16 protein-coding genes are annotated in these 15,011 nt (G+C 59.4%); all 16 read right to left on the reverse strand.

The window, feature by feature from the left end; genetic code table 11:
* Positions 1–154 precede the first annotated feature (154 nt).
* The 16 genes from ABVN21_RS16155 to tmk all read right to left on the reverse strand — a co-directional run bounded on the left by ABVN21_RS16155 (position 155) and on the right by tmk (position 14,992).
* Positions 155–1,162 carry an ADP-ribosylglycohydrolase family protein gene (locus ABVN21_RS16155; protein ID WP_339555648.1) on the reverse strand — a complete coding sequence of 336 codons (1,008 nt, stop codon included), beginning with the start codon at positions 1,160–1,162 and terminating at the stop codon, positions 155–157.
* Entirely contained in the window at positions 1,159–1,872 is a 714-nt protein-coding gene (locus tag ABVN21_RS16160; RefSeq protein ID WP_339555647.1) for a GntR family transcriptional regulator, read from the reverse strand. Before ABVN21_RS16160 ends, ABVN21_RS16155 begins: the two co-directional genes overlap by 4 nt.
* A gap of 186 nt (positions 1,873–2,058) precedes the next feature.
* Positions 2,059–3,027 (reverse strand): L-arabinose ABC transporter permease AraH, encoded by a 969-nt coding sequence (gene araH / locus ABVN21_RS16165; protein WP_339555646.1) that lies wholly within the window; start codon positions 3,025–3,027, stop codon positions 2,059–2,061.
* A 12-nt stretch (positions 3,028–3,039) separates the two neighbouring features.
* Positions 3,040–4,584, reverse strand: coding sequence for an L-arabinose ABC transporter ATP-binding protein AraG (gene araG / locus ABVN21_RS16170; RefSeq protein ID WP_339555645.1), 1,545 nt, complete (start codon positions 4,582–4,584; stop codon positions 3,040–3,042).
* Positions 4,585–4,648: 64 nt separating this feature from the next.
* A complete protein-coding gene (locus ABVN21_RS16175) occupies positions 4,649–5,653 on the reverse strand; it encodes a substrate-binding domain-containing protein (RefSeq protein ID WP_339555644.1) in 1,005 nt (334 codons plus the stop codon).
* 121 nt (positions 5,654–5,774) lie between these two features.
* Positions 5,775–6,593 carry an SDR family oxidoreductase gene (locus ABVN21_RS16180; protein WP_339555643.1) on the reverse strand — a complete coding sequence of 273 codons (819 nt, stop codon included), beginning with the start codon at positions 6,591–6,593 and terminating at the stop codon, positions 5,775–5,777.
* Positions 6,594–6,872: 279 nt separating this feature from the next.
* Positions 6,873–7,748: an SMP-30/gluconolactonase/LRE family protein gene (locus ABVN21_RS16185; RefSeq protein ID WP_339555642.1), complete on the reverse strand. Its 876-nt coding sequence runs from the start codon at positions 7,746–7,748 to the stop codon at positions 6,873–6,875.
* A 70-nt stretch (positions 7,749–7,818) separates the two neighbouring features.
* Positions 7,819–8,535 carry a FadR/GntR family transcriptional regulator gene (locus ABVN21_RS16190; RefSeq protein ID WP_339555641.1) on the reverse strand — a complete coding sequence of 239 codons (717 nt, stop codon included), beginning with the start codon at positions 8,533–8,535 and terminating at the stop codon, positions 7,819–7,821.
* 140 nt (positions 8,536–8,675) lie between these two features.
* On the reverse strand, positions 8,676–9,236 hold the full coding sequence (locus ABVN21_RS16195; RefSeq protein WP_339555640.1) for a DUF1285 domain-containing protein: 561 nt from the start codon (positions 9,234–9,236) through the stop codon (positions 8,676–8,678).
* A gap of 18 nt (positions 9,237–9,254) precedes the next feature.
* Positions 9,255–9,860: a DUF4823 domain-containing protein gene (locus tag ABVN21_RS16200; RefSeq protein WP_339555639.1), complete on the reverse strand. Its 606-nt coding sequence runs from the start codon at positions 9,858–9,860 to the stop codon at positions 9,255–9,257.
* A gap of 233 nt (positions 9,861–10,093) precedes the next feature.
* Positions 10,094–11,062 carry a radical SAM protein gene (locus ABVN21_RS16205; protein ID WP_339555638.1) on the reverse strand — a complete coding sequence of 323 codons (969 nt, stop codon included), beginning with the start codon at positions 11,060–11,062 and terminating at the stop codon, positions 10,094–10,096.
* A gap of 138 nt (positions 11,063–11,200) precedes the next feature.
* Complete coding sequence (locus ABVN21_RS16210; protein ID WP_175376089.1) at positions 11,201–11,839, reverse strand: TetR/AcrR family transcriptional regulator; 639 nt, start codon at positions 11,837–11,839, stop codon at positions 11,201–11,203.
* A gap of 342 nt (positions 11,840–12,181) precedes the next feature.
* Positions 12,182–12,967 (reverse strand): TatD family hydrolase, encoded by a 786-nt coding sequence (locus ABVN21_RS16215; protein ID WP_339555637.1) that lies wholly within the window; start codon positions 12,965–12,967, stop codon positions 12,182–12,184.
* Positions 12,968–12,982: 15 nt separating this feature from the next.
* Entirely contained in the window at positions 12,983–13,339 is a 357-nt protein-coding gene (locus ABVN21_RS16220; RefSeq protein WP_339555636.1) for a PilZ domain-containing protein, read from the reverse strand.
* A gap of 41 nt (positions 13,340–13,380) precedes the next feature.
* The gene (locus tag ABVN21_RS16225) at positions 13,381–14,367 is read right to left on the reverse strand and encodes a DNA polymerase III subunit delta' (protein WP_339555635.1); all 987 of its coding nucleotides are present in this window, start codon (positions 14,365–14,367) and stop codon (positions 13,381–13,383) included.
* Entirely contained in the window at positions 14,360–14,992 is a 633-nt protein-coding gene (tmk, locus tag ABVN21_RS16230; protein WP_339555634.1) for a dTMP kinase, read from the reverse strand. The genes ABVN21_RS16225 and tmk overlap by 8 nt, the downstream gene beginning before the upstream one ends.
* Positions 14,993–15,011: the final 19 nt, after the last annotated feature.

Below are 15,011 nucleotides of genomic sequence, written 5' to 3' on the forward strand. Positions count from 1 at the left end.
GGAAGTCGACACAACAGCCCGGCGTCCTGGCCGTGTTTGAGCGCTCCATTGCGAGTGATCAATTCAAATCCGAGGTGTGCCTATCGCCAGCAGGCTGGCTCCCACAGGAGAAGTGAACACCGCACCTGTAGGAGCAAGCTTGCTCGCGTTGGCGTCAATCCAATAAACGCAAAGCCAAGAGCCCCTGCACCAACGGCTCCAGCTCCAGTTCATTGACAGCCTTGACCGTGTCGAGCATCTCCACCGGCCAACTCTCAAGACCCAGGCAAGCCCCGAGCATCGCACCGAGAATCGCCGCGATGGTGTCAGTGTCGCCACCCAGGCTCGCTGCCATGCACAGCGCCTCGAAGGCGTTCATCTCGCCGATGGCCACTTGCTGGGCCAAGGCAAACGACACCACCACCGACTCTTGCGAAGCCACCGATGTGCCGATCACGTCGTACATCAAGTCGGCGAGCAACGCTTTGTCGCTGTCGACGCTGATGCTGCGCGCCCAACTGATGCGCGAAGCAATGCGGCCGCCAGCGACCCAGTGGCCATGGCTCTCGGCTTGCTGGGCGATTAGCTGGCCGAGGTTCAACGCTTCGCCGAGGTCCATGCCATTGATCCCGGCCGAGACGACCGCCGCCACCGCCGCCGCGCTGGAGATCCCCAACGTAGTGTTGTGAGTGACCTGACAGGCCTGCACGACCGCTGCAATGAAACGCTGCGGATCGGAGACATTCGCCGCAATCCCCACCGGCGTAATGCGCATCGCCGCGCCGTTGGTGGTGCCGTAGCGCCCCGCTTCCTCCGGCGAATGACCAGCGAGGATCATTTCGATAGCGCGTTTGGTCGAAGGCCCGAGTAGATCTTGCGAGCCCTTGGCCTGCATCACCGCTTCCCATTCGATCAGCCGTTGAGCGAGCAGCGCCGGTTCGATCCAGCCCTTGCCATCGATCAACAACTGGCCGACCAGGATCGCCTGCTCGGTGTCGTCGGTGATCGAGCCTTTGGGCATGTTGGCGGCGATCGGTTGATCGGGACCGGCCTCTTGCAGATCGGTGATTTCGCCAAAGCGCGCCTTGATCTCGGCGCGGCTCAGGGATTGGGTCGGCATGCCCAGCGCATCGCCGAGCGCCAGGCCGTAGAACGCGCCCAGGGCACGGTTGAGCGTGGTCATTTTGAAGTTCCAAATTGCAGGTGCAGACGGAAATGCACAGGGTCGAGCAAACTTTCCACTTGCTCCATGAAGCGGTTTTGCCGGTCGTAGGTTGTACGCAAGGCTTTGAGGAACACCGTTCCGACCGGACGCCCCAAGAGCTCGGCGTCTTCGGCGTTCAACGGTTCGGCGCCGATCCATTGATCGCCGCGCTCACCGATATAGCCGTACGCGGCCAGGGTGATGGTCAGGGAATTGTCGATCAGGCCGACACGCGGCAGGCTTTCCAGGCCTCCGCTGGCGGGCATCAGTGAGCGCTCGAGGGACACCAGCGTGCCGTCATTGGAGCGGCGGCGACGGTCGAGCGTAATGAATTGATCGGTGCCGAAGCGCGACAGCAAGTCCGGGCGGGTCACCGCCTCCAGCCGCAGCACTTCGGTATTGACCAGTGCCCCGCTGTCGGCCAGGGCCTGGGCCCAGCCGCTGCGCTGGTCGAGCGCCACACCGTCGAAGGTGACGATGGACCCGACCCCGCTTTGCGTCGCGATGTAGTTGCGCCGCTTCAACTCGGCCAGGGCTTCACGCAAAGTGCCTCGGCTGACTTTGAATTCTTCAGCCAACTGATGCTCGCCCGGCAAATGAAAGCCGTCCTCCATGAGGCCACTTTCGATGCGCCGGATAAGCTCGTCGACCACCCGTTGTTTCTTGTCAAATCGTACCTGTCTAATCATGTACAAATTGATACCCGAAACGGGCTGGGACGGGCAAGGAATATTTATGGAAAGGTGACGGAAGGAGCGGGATTGAAAATCACCCTGTGGGAGCGAGCCTGCTCGCGAAAGCGGTGTTGCTGACACGTTGATGCTGGATGTGCCAATGCCTTCGCGAGCAGGCTCGCTCCCACACTTAATGAGCTGTCAGCGCTGTTTCAGACGGTCAATCACCACCGCCAGCAACAAGATCGAACCACGAATCACGTACTGATAAAACGTATCGATGTTCTTCAGGTTCATCGCATTCTCGATGATCGCCAGAATCAACACCCCGGCAATCACATGCCGAATCATGCCGATCCCGCCGCTCAGCGAAACGCCACCCAACACACAAGCCGAAATTACTGTCAGCTCGAAACCCTGGCCGATCATTGGCTGGCCCGACGTCATGCGCGACGCCAGGATCACACCCGCCAACGCGCCGATCACGCCATGCACGGCGAAGATGATGATCTTGGTCCGGTCAACGTTAACGCCCGCCAGCAGTGCCGCTTCCTGGTTGCCGCCGATGGCCATGGTATTGCGCCCGTAGGTGGTGTAGTTGAGCAGCCAGCCGAAGAACAGGAAGCAGACGATGGTGATCAGGATCGGCACCGGCACGCCAAACAACTGGCCATTGCCGAAGACGAAGAACGATTCCTGGGACACACCCACCGCTTTGCCGTTGGCAAAAATGTAAGCCAGGCCGCGCACGATCTGCATGGTTGCCAGCGTGGTGATCAACGCGTTGACCCGCAGCTTGGCAATCACGATCCCGTTGATCAGCCCGACGATCAAGCCCATCACCAGCGCCGCGCTGACGCCGAGAAACACGCTGTCGGTGTCGCGCATCACCACCGCCGCGACCACCCCGGCACAGGCAATCACCGAACCCACCGACAAGTCGAAATGCCCGGACGCCAGGCAATACAACATGGTGCACGCGGCAATCCCGGTGGTGGAAATCGCCAGGCCCAGACCACGCATGTTCAACGGTGAGAGGAAGTTGTCGATGAGCAAGGTGCAGAGCACGAAGATCCCGACAGCGGCGAGCAGCATGACCCAGTCATCAAGAAAGCGCCGCAGGTCCAGGGGTTTGCGCACAGTCGGCAGGGTTTCGTTTTGGGTTGTCATCATAGTCACCTCTCAGTTCGCCACGCCGTCAGCGCGGTGGCGCGGCAAAGCCAGTTGCAGCAGGTTGGATTCATTGGCCTGTTCGCGGCTCAGTTCGCCGCGCATGGCGCCTTCACAGAGCACCAGGATGCGGTCGGAAATGCCCATCACTTCCATCAGGTCGCTGGACACCACGATCACCGCAATACCGTCAGCCGCGAGGTTATGGATGATCTGGTAAATCTCGGCCTTGGCGCCGATGTCGATGCCTCGGGTGGGTTCGTCGAGCAGCAGGACTTTCATCGGCATCGACAGCCAACGACCGAGGATCGCCTTCTGCTGATTGCCGCCGGACAGGTACATGATTTTTTGCGCCGCGTTGGGCGTCTTCACTTTCAGCGCCTTGATCTGCTTGTCGGCGTTGCCCTTTTCCCACAGGCCGCGCAACAGGCAACCGAAGGTGGAATGGGCGCCACGGGCGCTGATGTTGATGTTCTCGGCGACGCTGGAGAGCGGCATGATGCCCTCCTTCTTGCGGTCCTCCGGGCACAGCAAAATGCCGGCGGCGATCGCGTCGCGCGTTGAGCGCAGTTTCAGCTCATGGCCACGCAGCTCAAGGCGTCCGGCGGTGTTGCGCTCCAGGCCGCTGAGCATGCGAAACAGCTCGGTACGACCGGCACCCACAAGGCCGAACAAGCCGAGAATCTCGCCTTTGTGCGCCTCGAAACTTACCGGTTCGCGCAGGCCTGGCCCAAGCAGGCCGTCGACCTTCAACGCCACCGCGCCACGGGGGCGCGAGCGATAATCGTAGATGTCCTGGATGTCGCGGCCGACCATGCAGGTGACCAGTTGGTCGTGGGTCAGCTCGCTCATGTCCTCGAAGGTGCGCACGTAGCGGCCGTCCTTGAACACGGTCACCGCGTTGCAGATACGGAACACTTCTTCCATGCGATGGGAAACGTACAACACCACTTTGCCCTCATCGCGCAGGCGACCGATGATCGCCATCAAGCGATCGATCTCCCGCGCCGACAGGCTGCTGGTGGGCTCGTCGAAGGCGATCACATGGGCACCTCGGGACAAGGCTTTGGCGATTTCCACCAATTGCCGCTGACCGAGGGACAGGCGCCCGACTTTCTCTTGCGGGTCGATTTCGTCGGCCAGGCCCTTCAGGCAGGCCAGGGCTTGCTGACGCAGGGTGCCGCGATTGATCAGGCCGAAACTGGCGGGCAAGTGACCGAGAAACAGGTTTTCCGCCACGGTCATTTCCGGCACCAGGTGCAGTTCCTGGTGGATCACCGCGACGCCGCTGCCGATGCTGTCGGCCGTGGACTTGAAGACCTTCGTTTGCTCGCCGATCTGCAAATCGCCGCTACTGGGGGTGTAGGCACCACCAAGGATTTTCAGCAGGGTCGACTTGCCGGCGCCGTTCTCGCCCATCAAGGCATGAACCTGGCCCGGATGGGCGACGAAGCTGATGCCATCCAGCGCCTTCACCCCGGGGAACGTCTTGCCGATGCCGTTGAAGCGCAGGCTGCCACCGGCAGTGTGTTGTTGTACTTGTGTTTGCGCGTGCATAACCACCTCATCACACCGATCAGGCAACCCCGTTGCCGGGGCTGCCGATGAAATCAATCGAGCCTCAGTTCCACAGGCCGATCTTTTCCAGTTCCTGCTTGAAGTTGTCGCGGGTGATCAGCGTCACGTCGTCCATCGCGGTGTACTTCGCTGGCTCTTTGCCGGTCGTAACCCAGTCGTAGATCATCGCGGCCGTGTTGTAGCCCTCGATGTGCGGGCTTGGCAGCATCGAACCATAGAAGCCGCTGTTGGGTTTCTTCAGTTCGCCGATGGCGTCGGTGCCGTTGATGCCGATGCCGATCACGTTCGCCGCAGCGAAGCCTGCAGCCTCGGTGGCGCGCACGCCGCCCAGTACGGTGTTGTCGTTCATCCCGCCGATGATCAGGTTTTTCGCCGCACCCGGCAGTTTCACCAAGGCCGAGTTGGTGGCGTCCATGCTGCCCGGCACGTCGAGGGTTTTCAGGGCCGAGAACAGAATGTGGTCTTTCGGCATGCCGGCATCTTCCAGCGCCTTGACCGAACCGTCGGTGCGTTTCTTGCCGGTGTCGAGTTCGTTGTAGGTGTTGATCACCGCGTAGGTGTCTTTCCAGTCCCAGCCGCGTTTTTTCGCTTCAGTGGCCATGGCGGTGCCTTGTTTCTGGCCGACTTCGAACGCCGCCATGCCGAGGTACGGCACGTCTTCCATGAACTTGCCGCTGGCATCGACGAAACGGTCATCGACGGCAATCACTTTCAAGCCGTTGAGCTTGGCCTTGGCCATGATCGCCGGGCCCAGGGACACGTCTGGCGGGCAAATCACGAAGCCCTTGGCGCCGTTAGCGGCGAGGCTGTCGATGGCCGAGAGGGTTTTCTCGCCATCAGGCACGGCGATCTTGATCAGGGTGAAGCCCTTCTCTTTCCCGGCCTTTTCGGCGAACGCCCATTCGGTCTGGAACCAAGGCTCTTCCGCTTGCTTGACCAGAAAACCGATTTTCACTTCCTCGGCCGCCACCAGCGTGCTGCTCAGGCTGACCGCAGTGACCGCCAAAGCGGCACAGCACAGGGAACGGATTGCATGACGACGATTCATAAGCTGACTCCTTGTTATTTTTTTTGAGCGTTATTTGAAAGCGGTGAAACCGTATTGCCAATAGTCATATCGTATGATGATTGGATTTCAAGCGTAGTTGTACGCCTGAAATCCCGTTCACTCAGTCGTGGTACATCACCGAGCGCCCGCCATCGATGGTGATGCACGAGGCATTGATGAACGGCGCTTCATCACTGGCCAGAAATACAGCGGTCATGGCCACTTCAACAGGCTGGCCGATACGCTTGGGTGGATGCAGATCGAAGGCGCGCTGACGTTCGGCGTGGGGGTCGGCAAACCCGTTCCAGTAGTCGACGTTCAGTTGCGTTTCAATGTAGCCCGGCGCAATGGCGTTGACGCGAATGCCCTTGGGTGCGTATTCAATGCCCAAGGCGCGGGTCAGGCCGAGCAAGCCGTGCTTGGCCACCGGGTACGGGAAGCAGCCTGGAATGATGTGGCTGGAATGGGTCGAGGCAATGTTGATGATGCTGCCGATGCCCTGCTCGATCATCTGCGGCAACACAGCCTTGCAGCCGAACCAGGCGCCATCGAGGTCGATGGCAAAGCAGCGGCGCCAGTCCTCTTCGGTCATTTGCAGCGGATCGAGGAAGACATTGACCCCGGCGCAGTTGACCAGCACGTCGATCCGACCGTGACGCTCGACCGCTAATCTGGCCATGGCGTGCAGATCCTGCTGCTGCGAAACGTCGGCCTTGAGCGCCACGACATCGGCACCCTGGTTCCGCCAGTGCGCCGCGACTGCTTCGACTTTTTCGCCCTGGATATCGCTGATGACCAACCTGGCTTGCTGGGAGGCGAACGTCGCGACAATCGCCTCACCAATGCCCTGAGCGGCGCCGGTCAGCAGCACGACTTTGTTTTTCAGGCGCTCGCCTTTCGGCGGCTCGGGCACTGGGGGCAAGGACAGAGGTTCAGACATGGATCAAGACTCCGGTTCCACAGCACGACGAAAACCGGGCATCCAAGGATGTCCGGTCAAAAGGCGTTGAACGCTGGAAAGAAACAGGCGAACGCAAAAACGTTTCAGCGAGGAGACGTTCTGAAGCACTGATTCCGCAAGGGAATGCGGTGGAATATCGCTGCATCACTTCACCTGTTTTGTTTTTTTAAGTGTGAGTGCGTGTAACTGATGGCGCCGACTATAAACCCGACCGCCAAATAATCTCAATATATAATTTAACATCCCATATTTTGGGATCTAACCAGCAAATCGAGTGCATCGCTTCCCGGGCATATCGAGGCGAATTGACAACATCGCCCCATCCAGCGGATGCCCAAGCGGGCTCGCGGCGCTGGTGATGTACAGCGTTTTCAAGTCGTCGCCACCGAACACGCAACTGGTCGGTCGGCTGACAGGCAGCTCAATCAGCTGATCAACCTTGCCTTCCGGGCTCAGCCGTAACAGGCAACTACCGTCCCAACGGGCGTTCCAGATGAACCCTTCGGCATCCATCGCCGAGCCGTCCGGACCGCCGCGCCCATGAGGACCGAACCAGGGCTGAGCCGGCTCGAGGCTGCCGTCGGTACGAATGAAATGCTGATACAGCGTGCCGTCGAGGCTGTCGCCGAAACACACGGTCGTAGCGTCATCGCTCCACAGCAGCGTGTTGGGAATGCCTAGGCCACGCAGCAGCGGCGTCACCCGCGCATCGCGATCAATGCGGAACAGACCGCCGGAACGCCGTTCAATGGGCAAGTCTTCGCCCTGCTCACCGATGTTGTTTTGCATGGTGCCTAGCCACAGCCGGCCTTGGGCATCGCAGCGAGCTTCATTGGCGCGGTTGCCCGGTTGCGGATCGGCGACGCAGAGTAATGTCAGCCGTGGCTCCAGACCCGGCGAATCCAGATCGAGGCGATAGATGCCACTGCTCAAGGTCACGAGCGCGTCGCCGCTTTCGCAGGGAATGAACGCCGAAACGTGCTCCGGCATCTGCCAGATCTGTACGTTGGCGCCGATCAGCCGCAGCGCTTGCTTGCCGGCGATGTCCACCCAATACAACGCCCGGGTTGGCACATCCCAAAACGGGCCTTCGCCAAGCTGCGCCCGGTGTTCGGTAACCGCAGTCCACTCCATGAAACCTCCTGCTTTCTTATTGTTTTTCGTGTGGGAGCCTGGCTTGCCGGCTCCTACAGGCTCTTCATTCTCAACTGGCTTTTTTGTCGGCCATGAATTGCGGGTAATAGCGCTTGATGGCGAGGTCGGCGTTGTCGATCAGGGTCATGCAGGCCCAGACACCCCGTGCGGCATCCCGCGCGGCGATGGCATCGGCCATGTCTTTGTGAATCGGCAAGGTACGGCGCAGTTCATCGGGGTCGGCGGCGGACACCTCAAAACACACCGCCAGCAGCGCGCCAAGGGCCGGGACCATTTGTTCGATGAATTGATTGTGGCTGGCGGCGAGAATGCACTCGTGGAAGAACTGGTCGGCGCGGTTGTAATCGACGCCGCTGTCCACTGCGCGCTCGAGTGCGTTGTAGGCCAGTAAAACGGCCTCCACCTGCTCGGCAGTCGCTCGTTCGCAAGCCCAGCGCACGGCCATCGGTTCGATGGTACGGCGCAGGTCGAGTAAGTCATCGACGAAGTTTTCCGGCAAACCGCTGCGTGAAAGCCAACCGACGACTTGCGGATCGAACAGATTCCAGCGCCGAACCGGCAACACCCGCGTACCAACTTTCGGCCCGACTTCGAGCATCCCTTTGGCGACCAGGGTCTTGATGGCTTCGCGGATGACCGTGCGGCTGACGCCGAGTTGTTCGCCAAGGTCGGCTTCGACCTTGAGGGTTTCGCCGGGTTTTACTTGCCCGGTAGCAATCCAGCAACCCAGCCAGTCGACGGTCGTAGCATGAAAGCTGCTGGACATGGACACCTCAAAGCCGTTCGCGATGGGTGCCCACGCTAATCATCATATGATTGACTGTCAAATAAAAAAGATCGCAGCCTGCGGCAACTCCTACCGGAGTTTACATTCCTCTGAAGGAACTGCCGCAGGCTGCGATCTTTTCATGGCTCAAGACCGATGCGGAAAAACTCGCCGCCACTCCACACACCCAACCAACGCTCTCCGTCGAACTCACGACTTACCGCCAGCTCCACCAGTTGATAGAACACATTGCGATGGATTAACGCTTCAAGGTTGGTGCGCACATGCACGTACGGCGCCGGCTCTTGGGTGACAGGATCAATCACCACGCGAATCGGATGCTCGGCACCGGCGTCAGTGATTTCGTCGACGTTGGTGGTGAAGCGCAAGATCTGCGCCTCACCCTCACCTTCCACGTCCACGGCAATCGCCACGAAGGGCACGTCATCGACCTTGATGCCGACCTTCTCGACCGGGGTGATGAGGAAGTAATCGTCACCATCGCGACGAATGATGGTGGAGAACAGCTTGACCATCGGCTTGCGACCGATCGGCGTACCCAGGTAATACCACGTACCGTCGCGGGCAATGCGCATGTCGATGTCGCCGCAGAAGTCGGGATTCCACAAGTGGACCGGCGGCAAGCCTTTGGTTTTGGGGATTTGCCCCAACAGGTCGTTGGCTTTTTGCGGGCCACTCATGGCGATCTCCTTGGATTACTAGTCGCTGAGCCCCAGCAAGCTGCGAGCGTACTGCTCCAGCGGCGGGCCCATCAGGTCTTCTGGCTTCTTGTCGTGGAACGTCAGCAAACCGCCACGACTCTTGATACGTGCAGTATCAATCAAATACTGGGTGCTGGTCTCGATCAACATGATCTGAATAACACCGCTGTCGACACCGAGGCGGTCCAGCGCTTCCTGATCCAGCCATTCATCCGAGTTGCCGATGCGGTCGTCAGACTTGGCGAACCGGGTATAGAGCAGGTAATGGGCGCCGACGGAGCGAGCATCGCTCATGGCCTGGTCAAGGCCTTCCGGTGCGCGGGCGCGTCGGACCATCGGGAAGTAATCGACAAAGCCGTCGAACGCCACTTCGGCAATGACGTTAGGTCGTGGATAAACGGCGCTGCCCGGCGGCAGGAATGCGCCCTGGGCGATGTAGACGAACGAGTCCGGCTGAATGCGCAGGTTGTTCACGCGGCGGCTGTCGCTATGGTCCAACAGTCCCGCGTCACTCATGTGGTAGCGAGTCCCTTCGGCCATATCGCTGACATTCATGCAGCCACCAAGCGCCAAAACGGCCAGCAGCAAAACCAGGCTACGCATCCTATCCTCCAGAAGCCGGTGACGGAAAACCGGCGAATGGCGGTGGGATGCAGATTTTGCGCCACTCCTTGCGATCACGGATATTTCCAGATTTATCGTGCTTACCTGTGGCGAGGGAGCTTGCTCCCGCTCGGCTGCGCAGCAGTCGTTAATAGTGAGGAATACTGTGTACTTGAGAATTCAGGGTTGCTTCGCACCTCTGCGGGAGCAAGCTCCCTCGCCACAGGTCCGCTTTAGCCGCCGATAATCTTCATGACCGTCGCCCCGCCGGAAAACGCCACTTCCTGCTTATCGCCCAACGCCTTGACCAGCAACCGCTGCAAGGCCGGCAACGCTTGGTGACGCGGCTTGTCCAGCAAATCACCGACATAGTGACGATTACTCGACGACAGACAGCCATGCAACCATCCCGTAGACGAGAGCCGCAGGCGAGAACAGGTCCGGCAGAACGGCACGCTTTCGTTGGCAATCACACCGAAATGGCCCATGCCCGGAATTTCGTAGCGTACCGCCGTCGCATCAACCGGGGCGTCGGCCTGGAGATACTCGTAGCGATCACCGATCAGGTTCAGTAATTGCTGAAGGCTGACAAACTGCTGCAAGAAGGCGTTGGAGTCGCTGGCCAGGTGGCCCATGCGCATCAGCTCAATGAAGCGCAGCTCATAGCCGCGGTCCAGGCAATAATCGAGCAGTGGCATCACCTGATCGAGGTTCTGCCCGCGCAACGGCACCATGTTGACCTTGATCTTGATGCCAGCGGCGTTCGCCTGGTCCATGCCATCAAGCACCGTCGCCAGATCTCCGCCACGGGCGATAGAGCGGAATGCGCTGGCATCCAGCGTATCGAGGGAAACGTTGATCCGCCGAATACCGGCATCAACCAGCAGCGGCAGCTTCTTCGCCAGCAATTGACCGTTAGTGGTCAGGCTGATGTCTTCCAGGCCCATCTTCCCGACAGCGGTCATGAAGGCTTCGAGTTTCGGGCTGACCAGCGGCTCGCCACCGGTGATGCGTAAACGCTCGATGCCTGCTGCTTCAATCAAATAGGCCACGCCGCGAGCCATGGCCTCGGCCGACAATTCATCCTGCGCAGCCACCAGCCGCTTGCCGTTGGGCACGCAGTAGGTACAAGCGTAATTGCAGGCTGAGGTCAGGCTGATGCGCAAATTGCGAAAACGCCTGCCTTGACGGTCAACGATCATGGATCACTCCGGCGAAAGAAAATCGAACCGCTAAAACTTGACTCACAAATCAAGTTTTAGCAAGTCCCATGCCTGAGTATATTCCTGCGGCATTGCGCCATGTAGGGAAATCACGGCGCAATAAGGCGGCTGAATGGCTCAGCTGCTCGAGGTGTCGGTGTCGCGCTTGCGCTTGTTGCCCATGCGCACGCCGATGTCCATCAAGAACTGGAAAAAACCCTCCTGATCTTCCAGCACATTGCTCCAGAACGGCGAGTGATACAGCGCTACGGCACCGTGCACCAGCGCCCAGGACGCGCAATAGTGGAAATAAGGCGGAACGTCTTCGAGCTTGCCTTCGCTGATGCGGCCCTTGATCAACAAGGTCAGGCGTTCGAAGTTGGAGGCGCGGATCTTGTGCAGCTCCTCGATCATCTCCGGAACCTGGTTGCCCTTGACCACTTTTTCTTCCAGGCGATCGAACAAGCGATAACGCTGTGGATCACGCATGCGGAATTCGAAATAAGCGCGGGACAGGGCTTCCTTGTCCTTGTCGACGTCGGCGGAATGCAGCAGCTCGTTCAAATCGCGCTCGTAGTCGAGCATCAGGCGCAGATAAATCTCGGCTTTGGATTTGAAGTGCTTGTAGATCGTGCCTTTGCCGATACCGACGGCATCAGCAATCATCTCGACGGTGACACTGTCTTCACCTTGTTCGAGGAACAGCTTGAGCGCGGTATCGAGAATTTCTTGCTCGCGGCGACGAAACTCACGGACCTTACGAGGTTCTTTATGCATAAGAAAAGGTCTGTAGGGGTCAAAATTCGAAGCCGCGTATTATGCCTAAATTACGCAAAAATGCACGGATCATCGGACCATATCAGTGTTTCTTGATCATTTCGCACAGGGTCTTCAGTTGATGAGAACTCTTCTGAAGCGGGCGTATTCCAAAATTGTTTAAAAACCGGGGTCAGTAAACTGGCAACGGCGCAATACTGATCAATACTTGAACTGTCGGCGGGGCATCTCCCCCAAGTGTCGCGCCGATATTGGTACCAACGGACCGCGTGCCATTGTTTTACTCCTAATGGTCTTAACCCGGATTCACCCCCCAGAACCCGGGTTTTTTTTGCCTGCGATTTAACCTTTCACGTGCGCCAGCGGAAACAAACGCTTGAAGTTCTCGGTGGTCTGCTCGGCAAATCGCTCGTATGACTCGCCGCGCAGCATTGCCAGAAACTCTGCCACTTCCCGCACATACTGCGGCAAGTTCGGCTTGCCGCGATGGGGGATCGGCGCCAGGTACGGTGAGTCGGTTTCCACCAGCAAACGGTCAGCAGGGACTTTGCTGGCCACATCCCGCAATGCGTCGGCATTGCGGAAAGTGACAATACCGGACAGCGAGATGTAATAGCCCATATCAAGGGCAGCCTTGGCCATGTCCCAGTCTTCGGTGAAGCAATGCAGGACACCCGCCTGGGGCAGCGCCGCTCCCCGCAGCAAATTCAGTGTGTCTTCACGGGCGCCACGGGTGTGGATGATCACTGGCTTGCCGGTTTGCTGCGCGGCTTGCAGGTGCAGGCGGAAAGACTCTTGCTGCAGCTCTGCCGCTTCAGGCTCGTAGTGATAATCCAGACCGGTTTCACCGATCGCCACCACACGCGGATGCTCGAGTTCCTGCAGCAACCAGTCCAGCGCCGGAGCTGCTCCTGGCTGCACGTCCAGCGGATGTACGCCAACCGAGCAGTCGACGTCGTCATACTTTTCTGCAAGGGCTTTGACATCAGCAGCGTTGTCGACGCTGACACCAATACACAGAAAGTGCCCTACCCCGCGCTGACGGGCCGCCTCAAGGGCAGCATCCAGGGAGCCGTCATGGGCGGTGAGGTCGAGGCGATCAAGGTGACAATGGGAATCTACGAGCATAAAAAGGGCTGCTACTTACATCGTATGAGTGGGACGGTCGGATTTGATGGCTCCGGCCAAATGGGTTTCGATTCGACTGCGCGCGGCGTGATCGCCCTCATTGAACTGCACGCCAACCCCGGCTGCGCGGTTACCCTGCGCGCCTTTGGGGGTGACCCAGGCGACCTTGCCGGCCACGGGGATCTTTTCCAGCTCATCCATCAAGTGCAGCAGCATGAACACCTCATCGCCCAACGTGTAGCTCTTGTTGGTCGGAATAAACAGGCCGCCGTTCTTGATGAAGGGCATGTAAGCCGCGTAAAGCACCGACTTGTCCTTGATGGTCAGGGACAAGATACCGTTACGCGGCCCCGGGCTGACAGGTTCTTTCATGCTGACCTCCACTGCGGATGTTCAGAGTCTAGGCCTGACGATCATCTCTGGGTAGGCAAGGACGCCCATTGCACCAGCAGCGCCTCCAGCAGCAACACCCGATTGAGGTTGGCCTTGCTCAACACTTTCTGACGCTGGGCGAGGATCCAGTCCTGAATATTGAGGACTTTCTCCTGTCCGGCTTTTTGCGCCAGGTATTGAATGACCTTGCGCATATCCGTCAGTCCCAACCCGGATTCATCCTGGGTCAGTTGATAACGCAGGATCAAACTCGACCAATCGCAGAACCAGTCGAACAGCAGCAACAACGGAATCGCATTCCAGCCTTCGGCCAGTTGTGTCGGCGATTGTTGCTGCTTGAGCAGTTTCTTCACGCCATCGACCACTTGCGCGCGCTGATCGCGCACGCCCTGGGCCTGAAGGTTGACGGCTGCCAGTGGTGACCCGGCGGCCAGGGTCAGCAATTCAATGCGTTCCTCTTCCGAACAGTCCGGCAGTGCCTTGGCCAACCATTCCCGACTCATGGCTTCACTTGGCAGTGGGCAGGCCTGCTGCACACAGCGGCTCTTGATGGTCGGCAGCAAACGACTCGGCTGGTGGCTGACCAACAGCAACACGGTATCGCCGGACGGCTCTTCCAGGCTTTTGAGCAGGGCGTTGGCGGCATTGATGTTCATCGACTCGACCGGCTCGATCAGCACCACTTTGCGCCCGCCCAATTGTGCAGTCTGGACCACAAAGCTGACCAGATCCCGGACCTGATCGACCTTGATTGCCTTGTCAGCCTCTTCCGGCTCGAGAATGTAATTGTCGGGATGACTGCCGGCCTTGAGCAACAGACAGGATTTGCATTCGCTGCAGGCGCCCTGTGCGGTAGGACGCTGGCACAGCAGGCTCGCCATCAAGCGTTCGGCCAGCGCACGTTTGCCGATCCCGGCCGGACCATGCAGCAAGTAAGCGTGGGCGTGCTGCGTACGACCGGCCAGCTGCTGCCAGAGACTGTCCTGCCACGGATAGGCTTCAGCCACGGGTCAACTCCAACAGACGTGGCAGCAAGGTATCCAGTGATTGCTGGACCTGTGCCAGCGGTTGCGCGGCGTCGACCAGCACGTAGCGCGTGGGCTCCGCGGCGGCACGCTTGAGGAAGGCACTGCGCACGGCGTCAAAAAATGTCCGGCCTTCCAGCTCGAAGCGGTCTAGGCGACCACGAGCGCTGGCGCGGGCCAGCCCCACTTCCACCGGCAGATCGAAGATCAGCGTCAGATCAGGGCGCAGATCGCCTTGAACAAAGGTTTCCAGGGTAGCGATACGCTCCAGTGACAAGCCGCGGCCACCACCCTGATACGCGTAGGTCGAATCGGTAAAACGATCACACAACACCACGGCACCACGGGCCAATGCCGGACGAATCACTTCGGCCAAGTGTTGGGCCCGCGCAGCGAATACCAGCAGCAACTCGGTGTCCGGGTTCATGACTTCGTCGACGGGCGCCAACAGCACTTCGCGGATGCGCTCCGCCAACGGCGTGCCGCCCGGTTCACGGGTCAGCACAACCTCGATACCGGCGGCGCGCAGGCGCTCTGCCAGGTATTCGCGATTGGTGCTTTTTCCGGCACCTTCCGGGCCTTCCAGAGTAATAAACAAGCCAGTCACAGGCAGTCCTTAGTCAGAG

Source organism: Pseudomonas sp. MYb327 (genome assembly GCF_040438925.1).
In the GTDB taxonomy this organism is placed as follows: domain Bacteria; phylum Pseudomonadota; class Gammaproteobacteria; order Pseudomonadales; family Pseudomonadaceae; genus Aquipseudomonas.

Excerpts from the sequence above, each read along its gene's own strand:
- ABVN21_RS16180 (WP_339555643.1), bottom strand. The coding sequence starts at position 6,593 with ATGTCTGAACCTCTGTCCTTGCCCCCAGTGCCCGAGCCGCCGAAAGGC.
- ABVN21_RS16190 (WP_339555641.1), bottom strand. The coding sequence starts at position 8,535 with ATGTCCAGCAGCTTTCATGCTACGACCGTCGACTGGCTGGGTTGCTGG.
- ABVN21_RS16155 (WP_339555648.1), bottom strand. The coding sequence starts at position 1,162 with ATGACCACGCTCAACCGTGCCCTGGGCGCGTTCTACGGCCTGGCGCTC.
- araG (WP_339555645.1), bottom strand. The coding sequence starts at position 4,584 with ATGCACGCGCAAACACAAGTACAACAACACACTGCCGGTGGCAGCCTG.
- ABVN21_RS16160 (WP_339555647.1), bottom strand. The coding sequence starts at position 1,872 with ATGATTAGACAGGTACGATTTGACAAGAAACAACGGGTGGTCGACGAG.
- ABVN21_RS16215 (WP_339555637.1), bottom strand. The coding sequence starts at position 12,967 with ATGCTCGTAGATTCCCATTGTCACCTTGATCGCCTCGACCTCACCGCC.
- ABVN21_RS16210 (WP_175376089.1), bottom strand. The coding sequence starts at position 11,839 with ATGCATAAAGAACCTCGTAAGGTCCGTGAGTTTCGTCGCCGCGAGCAA.
- araH (WP_339555646.1), bottom strand. The coding sequence starts at position 3,027 with ATGACAACCCAAAACGAAACCCTGCCGACTGTGCGCAAACCCCTGGAC.
- ABVN21_RS16205 (WP_339555638.1), bottom strand. The coding sequence starts at position 11,062 with ATGATCGTTGACCGTCAAGGCAGGCGTTTTCGCAATTTGCGCATCAGC.
- ABVN21_RS16175 (WP_339555644.1), bottom strand. The coding sequence starts at position 5,653 with ATGAATCGTCGTCATGCAATCCGTTCCCTGTGCTGTGCCGCTTTGGCG.
- ABVN21_RS16200 (WP_339555639.1), bottom strand. The coding sequence starts at position 9,860 with ATGCGTAGCCTGGTTTTGCTGCTGGCCGTTTTGGCGCTTGGTGGCTGC.
- ABVN21_RS16195 (WP_339555640.1), bottom strand. The coding sequence starts at position 9,236 with ATGAGTGGCCCGCAAAAAGCCAACGACCTGTTGGGGCAAATCCCCAAA.
- ABVN21_RS16185 (WP_339555642.1), bottom strand. The coding sequence starts at position 7,748 with ATGGAGTGGACTGCGGTTACCGAACACCGGGCGCAGCTTGGCGAAGGC.
- ABVN21_RS16220 (WP_339555636.1), bottom strand. The coding sequence starts at position 13,339 with ATGAAAGAACCTGTCAGCCCGGGGCCGCGTAACGGTATCTTGTCCCTG.